The organism is Nonomuraea sp. NPDC049378, from assembly GCF_055586745.1.
In genome coordinates this window covers 668186-680803 of record NZ_JBVJHP010000001.1, presented here as the reverse complement: position 1 = coordinate 680803, position 12618 = coordinate 668186, and the positions used below count along the sequence as shown (strand labels likewise).

Here is a 12618-nt window from a genome sequence, read left to right as displayed (position 1 = left end):
CTGCTAAGATCTTGAGTGTGCGGACGGCGTACAAGTGCCGGGCCTACCCGACCCCCGAACAGGCAGCGGTGCTCAACCGCACGTTCGGCTGTGTGCGCGCGGTGTGGAATCAGACGCTCGCCTGGCGGCACCGCCGCTGGCACACCGAACGGGCATCCACGAACGTGCCGCAGGCCAACGCCTTCCTCACCCAGCTCAAGCGGACCGAGGAGTTCGCCTGGCTGAACGAGGTGTCCTCGGTCCCGCTTCAGCAGGTGCTGCGCGCTCAGCAGAAGGCGTTCGCCAACTTCTTCGCCGGACGCGCCCGATATCCGCGCTACAAGTCCCGCACCGGCCGCCAGGGCGCCGAATACACCCGCTCCGGGTTCCGCTACCGCGACGGGCAACTGTTCCTGGCCAAGATGAACACGCGACTGGCGTTCGTGTGGTCGTGGCCGGACATCGACCCGGCCACGATCAACCCGTCCACGGTGACCGTCTCCCGCGACCCGTGCGGACGCTGGTACGTCAGCTTCGCCGCCGAGGCCGACGACCCGGATCAGGCCGCCCCTGCCGGCGCCGTGCTCGGCGTGGACCTGGGGGTCAAGGACTTCGCGGTCACCTCCGGCGGCGAGAAGATCGCCAACCCTCGCAGCCTGGCCGAACGAGAACGCAACCTGGCCCGCTACCAACGCCGGATGGCCCGAAAACAGCGCGGCTCGAACAACCGGGCCAAGGCGAAAGCCAAGGTCGCCCGCGCCCACCGCAAGGTCCGCGCGTCCCGGGCGGACTTCCTGCACCGCACCTCGACGCGGCTGGTCCGCGACCACGACGTGATCGTGATCGAAGACCTGGCCGTGAAGAACATGGTCCGCAACCGGAGCCTGGCCAAGGCCATCTCCGACTGCGGCTGGGGCACCTTCCGCCGCATGCTCGAATACAAGACGGCCAAGTACGGACGCCACCTGATCGTCGTGGACCGCTGGTTCCCCAGCTCGAAGACATGCTCCGACTGCGGACACCTGCTCGCAACGCTCTCGCTCTCCACCCGGACGTGGACCTGTCCGGGCTGCGGCACCCTGCATGACAGGGACGTCAACGCCGCGAAGAACATCCTGGCGGCAGGTCTTGCCGTGTCTGCCTGTGGAGGTGATGTCAGACACTCCGGGTCCGCCCGGGTGCAGTCGCCCACGAAGCAGGAAACCCAACCTGTGAAGGTTGGAATCCCCCGCCTTTAGGCGTGGGGAGGAAGTCAAGATGCCTCCGTCACGAAGTCGATCAGTTCTTCGACCCGGCCGAGCAGCTCCGGCTCCAGGTCGGTGTAGCTCGAGACGGCGCCGAGGATGCGCCGCCATGCCTGCGCGGGCTCCATGCGCCAGCCCAGGGCCGCGATCACGCCTTCCTTCCACGGCACGCCGCGCGGCACGTCGGGCCAGCCGGGGATGCGCAGCACGGACGGTTTGACCGCCTGCCAGATGTCGACGTAGGGGTGCCCCACGACGAGCACGTCCGGTGAGGTGATCTCGGCGGCGATCCGGCTCTCCTTGGAACCGGGCACGAGGTGGTCGACCAGCACCCCGAGACGGCGGCCAGGCTCGGGACCGAACTCCGCCACGATGGCGGGAAGATCGTCCACGCCCTCCAGGTATTCGACCACGACCCCTTCGACCCGCAGGTCGTGACCCCAGATCTTCTCCACGAGGGCGGCGTCGTGCACACCCTCCACGTAGATCCGGCTCTCCCTGGCCACCCTGGCCCGCAGCCCCTGGACGGCGATCGAGCCCGACGCGCTGCGTCTGGTGCCCGCGGGGGCCGCCGCCGGGCGCACGAGTGTCACGGGCTTGCCCTCGAGCAGGAACGCCGCGGGCGCGAGCGGGAACAACCGGCGCTTGCCGAACCGGTCTTCGAGCGTGACAGCCTCCTTGTCACAGGCCACCACCGCGCCGCAGAAGCCGCTGTCGGCATCTTCCACGACGAGCTCCAGCTCGGCGGGCACTTTCGGGATCTTCCCCTTGCCCGGCCGACGCCAATTCCCCGCCAGTACATCGCCCTCGTACACACGGGGACGGTAGCAAATCACCCGCCGACCGCGCCGACCGCAAGGCGCCTGCGCGACGCACCCCGGCCCGCCAGGACGACGGCCGTGCCGATGACCGCGGCGAGCAGTCCCGCGCCGCCGACCAGCAACGGGGCGGTCGTCCCCCCGCCCGTGGAGGAGGCGTCCTTCCCGACGCCGTACCGTACGGTGGCCTGCTCCTGGTGGGTGCAGATCAGCTGGTAGTCGCCCCTGGCGGGCGCGTTGATGACGAGGAACTGCTGCCAGACCGTGCCGCCCTCCGTGACCCTCGGGAGGCCCGTGGTCTTGGCCAGCCTGGCCGGTCCGGAGATCTCGCACGCGTAGTGGACGGCCGTGTCGCTGGCGATGTAGACGGCCGGCCTGTCCGCGGGGTCGATCGGCACCGTGACGCTTTCGCCGGCCGCGAACGCCTTGGTCGGCGCCAGGCCGGACGCGTCGGCCCCGCCGCCGAACATGACGGCGGCGGTGATCAGGCACACGACGGCCACGCCCCAGACGGCTCCGAGCCACCACAGGGGCGGCGTCACGGCCTTCGGGTCGATGCGGGGCGGGAACTGGGGTTGCCCGCCATGAGGTCCGTACTGCGGCTGCGGGCCGTACTGGGGTTGCTGCGCGTACGGGCCGGGCTGGCTGTGGTGCGGTTGTCGCGCGTACGGCCCGCTGCGGTACGGCGGTTGCCCGTGGGGCGAAGGCTGACCGTAGCCCGAGGGCTGATCATAGGGTGGCGATGGATGCCCGAACTGAGGCGGCGGACTGTAACCAGGCTGTGAGCCCGCCTGAGGCTCGTAGCCGGGTTGGGAGCCCGGCTGAGGGCCGTAGCCCGGCTGGGAGCCCGGTCGCGGGCCGTACTGCGGGGGTTGGGGCTGACCTTGGTCGGGATCCTGCCCTGGCGGCTGGTCGGACGACGGGGGCTGGGAATCGTCGGTCATGTGCGCAAGTGTGAGGCCTGTCCCTTCCCGGAAGCTAGAAGCAGGACGGGACACGGTGTTATCGCACCTTGTGGGCGAGAGCCGTACACTTGGCACTCGGGAACACAGAGTGCTAGAGCCTGTGTCTTCCCCATGGCACGAGGGCAGGAGGTGAGCGCGTGCTTGACGAACGGAAGCTGGCGGTGCTCCGCGCCATTGTCGAAGACTACGTGTCGACCAACGAACCGGTGGGCTCCAAGGCGCTGGCCGATCGCCACAATCTGAAGGTCTCCCCGGCGACGGTCAGGAACGACATGGCGGCGCTGGAGGAGGAGGGATACATCACGCAGCCGCACACCAGCGCGGGCCGGGTGCCGACGGACAAGGGCTATCGCCTGTTCGTCGATCGGCTCTCGCAGGTCAAGCCGCTGTCGGGGGCCGAGCGCCGGGCGATCGAGACGTTCCTGGCCGGCGCGGTCGACCTCGACGACGTGGTGACCCGCACGGTTCGCCTGCTCGCGCAGCTGACCAGGCAGGTGGCGGTGGTGCAATACCCGACGCTGACCCGTTCGACGGTGCGGCACGTCGAGCTCGTCCCGCTGAACGACCGGCGGGTCATGCTCGTGCTGATCACCAACACCGGCCGCGTCGAGCAGCGCGTGATCGAGCTGCCCGAGGTGGTGGAGGAGTCGCGGATCGCGCACCTGCGCGCCGTGCTCAACTCCTGCCTCGACGGCTGCGGCCTGACCAGCGTGCCCGACCTGGTGGCCGACCTGCCTGAGCGGTTGCCCGCCGAAGACCGGCCCGCCGTGGCGACGATCCTGTCGGTGCTGCTCGAGACCCTCGTGGAGCGGCACGACGAGAAGATCGTGTTCGCCGGGGCGGCCAACCTCGCCGGCGCCGACTTCTCCACCGGCCTCCGCGACGTGCTGGAGGCGCTGGAAGAGCAGGTGGTGCTCATGCGGCTGCTCGGCGAGACCACGTCCGACACCCCGTCCGCGCTCACCGTGCGCATCGGCTCGGAAAACCCCTACCTGCGGGGCACATCCATCGTCGCGACCGGATACGGTTCTGGCGACAACCAACTGGCCCGGCTCGGGGTGCTGGGACCCACGAGGATGGATTATCCAGTGACGATGGGCGCCGTGCGCGCGGTGGCACGCTACGTCAGCCAGATCCTGGCTGCATCTTAAGAGGTCGATAAGTGGCAAACAGCGACTATTACGCCACCCTCGGGGTGCGCCCTGACGCCAGTCAGGACGAGATCAAGAAGGCCTACCGCCGGCTCGCCCGCGAGCTGCATCCCGACATGAACCCCGATCCTGAGACTCAGGACAGGTTCAAGGAGATCACGCAGGCCTACGAGGTGCTGTCCGACCCGAACAAGCGCCAGATGTACGACCTGGGCGGCGACCCCTTCGGCGGCGCCGGAGCGGGTGCGGGCGCCGGAGCCGGCGGGTTCGGCGCGGGGTTCCCCTTCAGCGACATCATGGACGCCTTCTTCGGCACCGCGGCCGGCGCCAGGGGCCCCCGTTCGCGTGCCCGCAGGGGCCGCAACGCCACCATCAGGGTCGAGCTCGACCTGCGCGAGACCGCTTTCGGCACCACCCGCGAGCTGGTCGTCGACACGGCCGTGATCTGCGAGGTGTGCCAGGGCGCGGGCGCGGCGGCCGGCACCCACCCCGACACGTGCGACATGTGCAACGGGCGCGGCGAGATCTCCCAGGTCACCCGCTCGTTCCTGGGCCAGGTCATGACCTCGCGGCCGTGCCCGCAGTGCGGCGGGTTCGGCACCATCATCCGTAACCCCTGCCAGGAGTGCTCGGGCGACGGCCGGGTGCGCACCCGGCGGACGATCAAGGTCCGCATCCCCGCGGGCGTCGAGGACGGCACCCACATCCAGCTCGCCGGCGAGGGCGAGGTCGGTCCCGGAGGCGGCCCGCCCGGAGACCTGTTCCTCGAGATCGCCGAGCGGCCTCACGAGATCTTCGAACGGCGCGGCGACGACCTCCACTGCACCGTGCAGATCCCGATGACGGCCGCCGCGCTGGGCACGGTGCTGACGGTGGAGACGCTCGACGGCGCCGAGGAGATCGACGTCCGCCCGGGCACCCAGTCAGGTCAGGTCATCACGATGTACGGGCGCGGCGTGCAGCGGCTCAACGAGTCCGGCAGGGGCGACCTGCTGATCCACGTCAACGTCGAGACGCCGACCCGCCTCGACACGGCGCAGGAGGAGCTGCTGCGCGAGCTGTCCAGGCAGCGCGGCGAGGAGCGGCCTCCCGGCAAGTTCGCCCCCGGGCAGCAGAGCTTCTTCTCCCGGCTGCGCGACGCCTTCAACGGCAGGTGACGTGACCGTCCCCGTCTTCCTGTCGCGGGAGCTGGACGGCACGGAGCTGACGCTCGACGGCCCGGAGGGGCGCCACGCGGCCTCGGTCAGGCGCCTGCGGGCCGGCGAGCGGGTCGACCTGACCGACGGCGCCGGCTCCGTCGCCGAGTGCGTCGTACGCGAGGTGCTGAAGGACGCGCTCCGGCTCGACGTGATCGGCCGGCACACCGTCGAGCCGCCCGGCCGGCGGCTGGTCGTCGTCCAGGGGCTGCCCAAGGGCGACAGGGGCGAGCTGGCGGTCGAGATGATGACCGAGGCGGGCGTCGACGTGATCGTGCCGTGGTCGGCCGCCCGGAGCGTCACGCAGTGGAAGGGCGACAAGGTCGCCAAGGCGCTGGGGCGCTGGCGGTCCACGGCTCGTGAGGCGGGCAAGCAGGCCCGCAGGTTCCGCCTGCCCGAGGTCGCCGGCCTCGCCTCCACCTCCCAGGTCGAGCGGCTGCTGTCGGAGGCGGCGCTGGGGCTGGTGCTGCACGAGGAGGCGGCCGAGCCGCTGTCGGGCGTGGAGTTGCCGGAGGGCGGCGACATCGTGGTGGTCGTGGGGCCTGAGGGCGGTGTCTCAGCGGACGAGCTCGACAGGTTCCGCGCGGCGCGGGCTGTGCCGGTGCTGCTGGGGCCCACGGTCCTGCGTACGTCCACGGCGGGCGTGGCGGCGGCGGCCGTGCTGATGACGCGTACGGGGCGCTGGTAGGGCCTCTGAGGGCCGTCAGGGCGCCGGCTGGGAGGCGTCGAGGAGCGGGCTGCTGCCGCCGGTGGGCGTCTCCTCCACGACGTCGCCAGGCGGGCACTCCTCCATCGGGCACGCCGTGGGCTCCATGGACGTCTCTTCCGGGGCGGGCGTCGGGCTGGGGGTGCTCGTGGGGCAGTCGGGCGCCGGCTCGGCCGGCACGACGGTCGCCGAAGGGCACGGGGTGGGCGTGGGGCTGGACGAGGGCGACGGCGCCCTGGTCGAGTCGGCCGTCTTCGAGGCCCGCGGCGTCGGGGGCTTCGACTCGGGCGGCACGAAGACGACCTCGGAGCGCGAGGGGACGGGTTTCTTCGGCGGGGGCTCGTGCGAGCGGGTGGTGGAGGAGTTGGACGGGACCTCGGAGGACTCGACACCGGCGGGCTGGACGGAGCTCTCCTCGGTGATCTGGGAGCGCAGCCCGGGAACCGTCATCACGATCGTCCCCGCCACGAGCAGGGCACTGGCGGCGGCCGCCCCCGCGCGCCACCAGAACAGGTTACGAACGCCGCGCCGCTCGATGCGGGCACGGATGATCTCCAGTCCTTCCGGCGAGGGCACGACCGCATCCGCCTCCGCACGGAGCGCACGACGCAGCGCGTCGCCGTACTCGTCGGGGGGCTGGGTCATGACATTTTCTCCAGAACGGATCGCAACGCGGCCATGCCACGAGCGGTGTGGCTCTTGACCGCCCCCTTGCTGATGCCCATGGCGTGAGCGATCTCAGCTTCGGACAGATCACCGTAATAGCGTAGGACCAGTGCTTCTCTCTGTCGGGTCGGCAGGGCTCGTAACGCCTCGATGACGGCGGAGCGTTCCAGCTCGCCGATCGCGCCGTTCTCGGCGCTCGGGGCGTCAGGCAGGCCCTTGGGGGCGTATTTCTCGACGACCGCGCGGTGACGCAGCACGGAGCGGGACCGGTTGACGACGGATTGACGCAGGTAGGCGAGTGCTTTGTCGGGATCACGCAGCCTACGCCACGCGCCATGAATGGCGACGAACGCATCCTGCACGACTTCCTCGGCGGTTGCCATGTCGCGCACCAGCAACACAGCGAGACGCACCAACGACCGGAAATGCGCGCTGTAGAGCGCGGTAACGGCCATGTCGGCATCCCACCCGACCGGCACCGCCCCCATCGACCTGTCGGCCAGAAGGGTTTCGGTGGTCACATCAGTGGGACGCGCGGCCTTCCCAGAGGGTTTACGCTCTTCCGGTTCTTGAGGTTTCCCCGGTTCCTTAGGGTGCATTACCCAGTCGTGTTCCTCGCCAGGTGGCGCTCGCCCGACCCTGAATCGTGTTCTTTTTTGCTGAAGTGTCGCACACTCACCCTAACCGCGTGGATCTTCCTGCGCACGACACAGCTGATTACCGATTCGCAACGGACTCCTGACGGCGAGGCTGTCGATAGGGTACCGGTGTGAACGACTGCCTCTTCTGCAAAATCGTGGCCAAGGAGATCCCGGCCGAGATCGTCTACGAGACCGGCAGGGCACTGGCGTTCCGCGACATCAACCCGCAGGCCCCCACCCACGTGCTGGTCATCACGAAGGGCCACTACTCCGACGCGGCGGCGCTCGCCGACGCCGACGACGGGCTGGCCGACGAGGTGCTCAAGGCCGCCCACGCCGTGGCCGTCATGGAGGGCGTGGCCGAGGAGGGCTACCGCGTGGTGTTCAACACCGGGCCGGGCGCCGGGCAGACCGTCTTCCACGTGCACGCCCACGTCCTGGGCGGGCGTGCGCTGACGTGGCCGCCGGGTTAGCCGGACCTCTGCTGCCCAACCCGGTGATATTGACGCGAGCATTCGGCGTCGTCCCGGATACGATGGGCTCAGAAGACACCGAAAGAGACCGGGAGGCATCAGGCCGCTGGCCTGCCCATGTCCGAACTACACGAATCCCGACGCACGGCACCTCCCTCGCGCACACAAGCCAAGGTGCTGATTCCGGACGAATACCCGATGGTCAGCCTCCTCGGCTCCGGTGACGAGCTGCTTCGCGTCATCGAGGGCGCCTTCAAGGCCGACATCCACGTACGCGGCAACGAGATCACCGTCACGGGCTCTCCCGACGAGAGCGGCACCGTGGTGCGGCTCTTCGAGGAGCTCGTGGAGGTGCTGCGCAGCGGCGGTGAGCTCACGCCCGACGCGGTCGAGCGCAGCATCGCCATGCTCCGCATGACCTCCGACCGCCCCGCCGAGGTGCTCTCCCTCGACATCCTCTCCTCCCGTGGCCGCACGATCAGGCCGAAGACGGTCAACCAGAAGCGCTACGTCGACGCGATCGACAAGCACACGGTCGTGTTCGGCATCGGCCCCGCGGGCACCGGCAAGACCTATCTCGCGATGGCCAAGGCCGTGCGGGCGCTGCAGGAGAAGCGGGTCAACCGGATCATCCTGACCCGGCCCGCGGTCGAGGCGGGAGAGCGGCTCGGCTTCCTGCCCGGCACCCTCTACGAGAAGATCGACCCCTACCTGCGGCCCCTCTACGACGCGCTGCACGACATGATCGATCCCGACTCGATCCCCAAGCTGATGGCCGCGGGCACGATCGAGGTCGCGCCGCTGGCATATATGCGTGGCCGTACCCTCAATGACGCGTTCATCATCCTCGACGAGGCACAGAACTCCTCGGCCGAGCAGATGAAGATGTTCCTCACCCGGCTCGGGTTCAACTCCAAGATCGTGGTGACGGGCGACGTGACGCAGGTCGACCTGCCCTCGGGCACGGTGAGCGGGCTGAGGGTGGTGCAGGAGATCCTCGACGGCATCCCCGACATCCACTTCTCCCGGCTGAGCAGCTCCGACGTCGTACGCCACAAGCTGGTGAGCGACATCGTCGACGCCTACGGGCGCTACGACGCCACCCGGGCCGCCCAGGAGCTGAAGCCCGTCCAGCAGCGGGGGAAGCGGCGGGTGAGCGACCGTGAGCATTGAGCTGAACAACGAGTCCGGCGTCGAGGTCGACGAGGAGTCTCTCGGCGCCCTGGCCGCCCACGTGCTCGGCGAGATGGGCATCAACCCGCTCGCCGAGCTGTCCATCGTGATGGTCGACGAGGACACCATGGCCGAGCTGCACGAGAAGTGGATGGGTGAGCCGGGCCCGACCGACGTGCTGGCCTTCCCGATGGACGAGCTGCGTCCCGGCGGCGGCGCGCGCGGCGAGGCCGACGGCGCCGCCGATCCCGCGCTCCTGGGCGATGTCGTGCTCTGCCCGCACGTGGCCGCCAGGCAGGCGGCCGAGGCGGGTCACGGCGCCGCCGACGAGCTGGAGCTGCTGTGCACCCACGGCATCCTCCACCTGCTCGGCTACGACCACGCCGAGCCTGAGGAGCACAAGGAGATGTTCGGCTTGCAGGCCCGGCTCCTCGAGTCGTGGCAGGAGGTGCGCAACTCGCGGTGAACGCCTGGTTGTTGCTGGTCATCACCCTCGTGATCATCGGTGGCCTGATCGCCAGTGCGGAAACGGCACTGACGCGCATCTCCAGGGTGCGCGCCGAGGAATACGCGCGCGAGAGCCGGCGGGGTGCGGGGCGGCTGCAGGCCATCGTCAACGACCCGCCGCGCTACCTCAACCTGCTGCTGCTGCTCAGGCTGAGCTGCGAGCTGGTCGCGACGGTCATCGCCACCCTGCTGTTCATCGACCTCATGCACGACCAGGGCTGGGCCTACGTCTGGGCCGCCGTCGTGATGATCGTGATCAGCTATGTGGTGGTCGGCGTCATGCCGCGTACGCTGGGCCGCCAGCACGCCGAGCCGGTCGCGCTGGCCAGCGCCCCGATCGTGTACGGCCTGACCCGCATCTTCGGCCCTCTGCCCAAGCTGCTCATCCTGCTCGGCAACGCGCTGACCCCCGGCAAGGGGTTCCGTGACGGGCCGTTCACCTCGGAGGCCGAGCTGCGTGACCTGGTCGACCTGGCCGAGGAGCGCAGGGTGATCGAGCCCGACGAGCGCGAGATGATCCACTCGGTCTTCGAGCTGGGCGACACGCTGGTGCGCGAGGTCATGGTGCCCCGCACCGACATGGTCTACATCGAGCGCGCCAAGACGATCAGCCAGGCCCTGTCGCTGGCGCTGCGGAGCGGGTTCTCCCGCATCCCGGTCGTGGGCGAGAACGAGGACGACGTCGTCGGCATCGCCTATCTGAAGGACATCGCCCGCAAGATCCACGAGTCGGGCGAGGGCGGCGGCAAGGACACCGTCGAGTCGATCATGCGTCCGGCCGCGTACGTGCCCGAGAGCAAGCCCATCGACCAGCTCATGCGGGAGATGCAGGCCAGGCAGATCCACATCGCCATCGTCATCGACGAATACGGCGGCACGGCCGGGCTGGTCACGATCGAGGACGTCCTGGAGGAGATCGTCGGGGAGATCACCGACGAGTACGACCAGGAGGCGCCGCGCGTCGAACCCATGCCCGACGGCGGCATGCGGGTGACCGCGCGCATGCCGGTCGACGAGCTCGGCGAGCTTTTCGACACGGAGATCGAGGTCGACGACGTGGAGACGGTCGGCGGCCTGCTGGCCCACGCGCTCGGTCGGGTGCCGATCGCCGGCTCGCACGCGCAGGTGGCCGGGCTCTCGCTGACCGCCGAGAGCCTCGCGGGACGCCGCAACCGCATCAGCACCGTGGTGGTGCGCCGGGTGGTGCCTCCCGAGGACGAGGCCGTTCCGGCCGCCGTCGAGCGGGAGTGACCCGCGAGCGGGACCTGTGCGGACGGATGCCGCAAGCGTTCTACAAGTGGTCTGCAAGCTCCGCACGGCAGTCTTCTCACCAAGACATCCAGTGCGGTGGGTGTCGGGGAGCGTCGGAAGCCGGATGGGGTTCGCGGCAGGCCGGCGCTCCGGGGGGCGACGGCGTCACGGCCTGCTAGGGGGCTGTGGCGTCGGTCGGCGCAAGGGTGTTCTCGTCCAGGAAACCGGATGAGAACACCCTTTTTGCGGGTTGGTGGGAACTTCGGTGGATTGCTGCTTCGCCGGTTGGGGAGGCTGCGACCAGGGGGAATCATGAGGCGCGAACGAGGGATCGTCGGCTGCGGGCTGCTGGCCTGCGTCCTGGCCGGCTGCGGCGGCGGGGCAGCGGGGAGCCACCTTGATCCGGGGGTCATGGCGCAGCTGCGCGCGGTGCTCAGCGAGGAGCCTCGGCTGCCCGACGGGTTCACGCCCAGGCCGGGGGAGGCCTGGCGGATACCGTTCGACAAGGCGGGCAAGAACTGCCGCCTTATGCTGCGCCCCGCCGAGGGGCGGGCCCCGAGCCAGGCGCTGACCGCCCAGGTGGCGGTCAGCTACGCCGGGGACGACCTGGGCGAGCAGGCCGGGGTCGCGCTCGCCAGGTACACCGGCGGTGAGGCGGCCGACCACCTCGACGAACTGGCCGACGCGCTGGAGTCGTGCCGGCGCGTCAGCTCCCCTTCCGGCACCGACCTGCGCTCGAGCGAGCTGCCGATCGAGGACGTGGGGGACGAGGCCGTGGGCGCGCGGCTGGCCGGCCGGCTGAACGGCTACCCGTACGCGATGGACGTGGTGCTGTCGCGGGCCGGCGACACGCTGGTGTCGGTGGTGCACACCGGCCTTGAGGATGTGGACGCCGACCGCACGCGTGCGATGGTGGACGCGGTCATCACCATGGCGGAGGACCGCTGAGGCGGGCATGGCGGCGACCGCCGCGGCGGGGCATGGCGGGGACCGGCGAGGCCGGCCCCTCGCCGTCACCCGTACGGCTGGGCACTCGTTAGCCTGGTCCCGTGACTCTCGATCCGGAAGACAGCAAGATCATCGTTCTGGCCCGGTCCGCCAGGGCCCGCAACGGCTCCGCGGAAGGAGCCGCCGTGCGCGACGAGACCGGACGCACCTACGCGGCGACGAACGTGGCGCTGGAGGCGCTGACGCTGTCGGCCGTGCAGGTCGCGGTGGCCATGGCGATCTCCAGCGGGGCACGGTCGCTGGAGGCCGCCGCGCTGGTGAGCGAGGGCGGGCCGAGCGCCGCCGACGAGGCCGTGGCCGCCGAGCTGGGCGTGAAGGCGCTGCTCGTGGCCGGCCCCGACGGCACGGTGCGGGGCTGACATGCCGATGTCGCCCTTTCTGGCGCGACTGCGGGAGAAGGTCGGCGCCGACCTGATGATGCTGCCGTCGGCCTCCGGATTCGTGTTCGACGACGAGGGCAGGCTCCTGGTGGCCCGGCACGGCGACGTGGGGCTCTGGGCGGCGCCGGGCGGTGGCATCGACCCGGACGAGCGGCCGGCGGACGCCGTGGTCAGGGAGCTGCACGAGGAGCTCGGCCTCGAGGTCGAGGCGCTGGGCCTGATCGGCGTGTACGGCGGCCCCGAGTTCCGCACCGTCTACCCCAACGGCCACCAGGTCGGTTACGTCATCGCGGCGTACGCCTGCGCGGTCGTCGCCGGGCGTCCCCAGCCCGACGGCGTGGAGATCGACGACTTCCGCTGGGTGGCGGAGCAGGAGCTCGCCGGGATGAAGACGACCCCGTGGACCCCGCTCGTGGCGCCGGAGGCGTTCGCCTGGTGGCGTGAACACGGTGGTTGATAG

At 70.2% G+C, this 12618-nt stretch carries 15 protein-coding genes; 11 read left to right on the top strand and 4 right to left on the bottom strand.

Features of this window, described 5'->3' with window-relative positions; all coding sequences use genetic code 11:
* Positions 1–17 precede the first annotated feature (17 nt).
* A complete protein-coding gene (locus ACZ6SA_RS03080) occupies positions 18–1217 on the top strand; it encodes an RNA-guided endonuclease InsQ/TnpB family protein (RefSeq protein WP_465826337.1) in 1200 nt (399 codons plus the stop codon).
* Positions 1218–1231: 14 nt separating this feature from the next.
* On the opposite strand, the gene ACZ6SA_RS03075 is transcribed toward ACZ6SA_RS03080, so the two are convergent.
* Together ACZ6SA_RS03075 and ACZ6SA_RS03070 are read right to left on the bottom strand one after the other, a co-directional pair.
* Positions 1232–2038, bottom strand: coding sequence for a DUF3097 domain-containing protein (locus ACZ6SA_RS03075; RefSeq protein ID WP_347641693.1), 807 nt, complete (start codon positions 2036–2038; stop codon positions 1232–1234).
* Positions 2039–2055: 17 nt separating this feature from the next.
* Positions 2056–2583, bottom strand: a complete 528-nt coding sequence (locus tag ACZ6SA_RS03070; protein WP_465826335.1) for a hypothetical protein — start codon at positions 2581–2583, stop codon at positions 2056–2058.
* Between the two features lie 560 nt (positions 2584–3143).
* Between ACZ6SA_RS03070 and hrcA the strand changes: the two genes are divergently transcribed.
* The 3 genes from hrcA to ACZ6SA_RS03055 are packed head-to-tail and all read left to right on the top strand — an operon-like array spanning position 3144 to position 6041.
* Positions 3144–4157 carry a heat-inducible transcriptional repressor HrcA gene (gene hrcA, locus ACZ6SA_RS03065; RefSeq protein ID WP_465826333.1) on the top strand — a complete coding sequence of 338 codons (1014 nt, stop codon included), beginning with the start codon at positions 3144–3146 and terminating at the stop codon, positions 4155–4157.
* Between the two features lie 11 nt (positions 4158–4168).
* A complete protein-coding gene (gene dnaJ, locus ACZ6SA_RS03060; RefSeq protein ID WP_347641696.1) occupies positions 4169–5314 on the top strand; it encodes a molecular chaperone DnaJ in 1146 nt (381 codons plus the stop codon).
* Position 5315: 1 nt separating this feature from the next.
* Positions 5316–6041 carry a 16S rRNA (uracil(1498)-N(3))-methyltransferase gene (locus tag ACZ6SA_RS03055; protein WP_465826331.1) on the top strand — a complete coding sequence of 242 codons (726 nt, stop codon included), beginning with the start codon at positions 5316–5318 and terminating at the stop codon, positions 6039–6041.
* Between the two features lie 15 nt (positions 6042–6056).
* On the opposite strand, the gene ACZ6SA_RS03050 is transcribed toward ACZ6SA_RS03055, so the two are convergent.
* Together ACZ6SA_RS03050 and ACZ6SA_RS03045 are read right to left on the bottom strand one after the other, a co-directional pair.
* Positions 6057–6704, bottom strand: a complete 648-nt coding sequence (locus ACZ6SA_RS03050; RefSeq protein ID WP_465826329.1) for a hypothetical protein — start codon at positions 6702–6704, stop codon at positions 6057–6059.
* A complete protein-coding gene (locus ACZ6SA_RS03045) occupies positions 6701–7213 on the bottom strand; it encodes a SigE family RNA polymerase sigma factor (RefSeq protein ID WP_049573205.1) in 513 nt (170 codons plus the stop codon). The genes ACZ6SA_RS03050 and ACZ6SA_RS03045 overlap by 4 nt, the downstream gene beginning before the upstream one ends.
* Before the next feature lie 281 nt (positions 7214–7494).
* Here ACZ6SA_RS03045 and ACZ6SA_RS03040 point away from each other — a divergent pair, with 281 nt between their 5' ends.
* From ACZ6SA_RS03040 to ACZ6SA_RS03010, 7 genes are all read left to right on the top strand, one after another.
* Positions 7495–7839: a histidine triad nucleotide-binding protein gene (locus ACZ6SA_RS03040; RefSeq protein WP_132517572.1), complete on the top strand. Its 345-nt coding sequence runs from the start codon at positions 7495–7497 to the stop codon at positions 7837–7839.
* A gap of 117 nt (positions 7840–7956) precedes the next feature.
* On the top strand, positions 7957–9012 hold the full coding sequence (locus ACZ6SA_RS03035; protein ID WP_347641699.1) for a PhoH family protein: 1056 nt from the start codon (positions 7957–7959) through the stop codon (positions 9010–9012).
* The gene (gene ybeY / locus ACZ6SA_RS03030; RefSeq protein WP_347641700.1) at positions 9002–9478 is read left to right on the top strand and encodes an rRNA maturation RNase YbeY; all 477 of its coding nucleotides are present in this window, start codon (positions 9002–9004) and stop codon (positions 9476–9478) included. Before ACZ6SA_RS03035 ends, ybeY begins: the two co-directional genes overlap by 11 nt.
* A complete protein-coding gene (locus ACZ6SA_RS03025; RefSeq protein ID WP_465826325.1) occupies positions 9475–10770 on the top strand; it encodes a hemolysin family protein in 1296 nt (431 codons plus the stop codon). Before ybeY ends, ACZ6SA_RS03025 begins: the two co-directional genes overlap by 4 nt.
* A gap of 312 nt (positions 10771–11082) precedes the next feature.
* Complete coding sequence (locus tag ACZ6SA_RS03020; RefSeq protein ID WP_347641702.1) at positions 11083–11718, top strand: hypothetical protein; 636 nt, start codon at positions 11083–11085, stop codon at positions 11716–11718.
* A 101-nt stretch (positions 11719–11819) separates the two neighbouring features.
* Positions 11820–12137, top strand: coding sequence for a cytidine/deoxycytidylate deaminase family protein (locus tag ACZ6SA_RS03015; RefSeq protein ID WP_443150291.1), 318 nt, complete (start codon positions 11820–11822; stop codon positions 12135–12137).
* 1 nt (position 12138) lies between these two features.
* Positions 12139–12615: an NUDIX domain-containing protein gene (locus ACZ6SA_RS03010; protein ID WP_465826322.1), complete on the top strand. Its 477-nt coding sequence runs from the start codon at positions 12139–12141 to the stop codon at positions 12613–12615.
* Positions 12616–12618 lie beyond the last annotated feature (3 nt).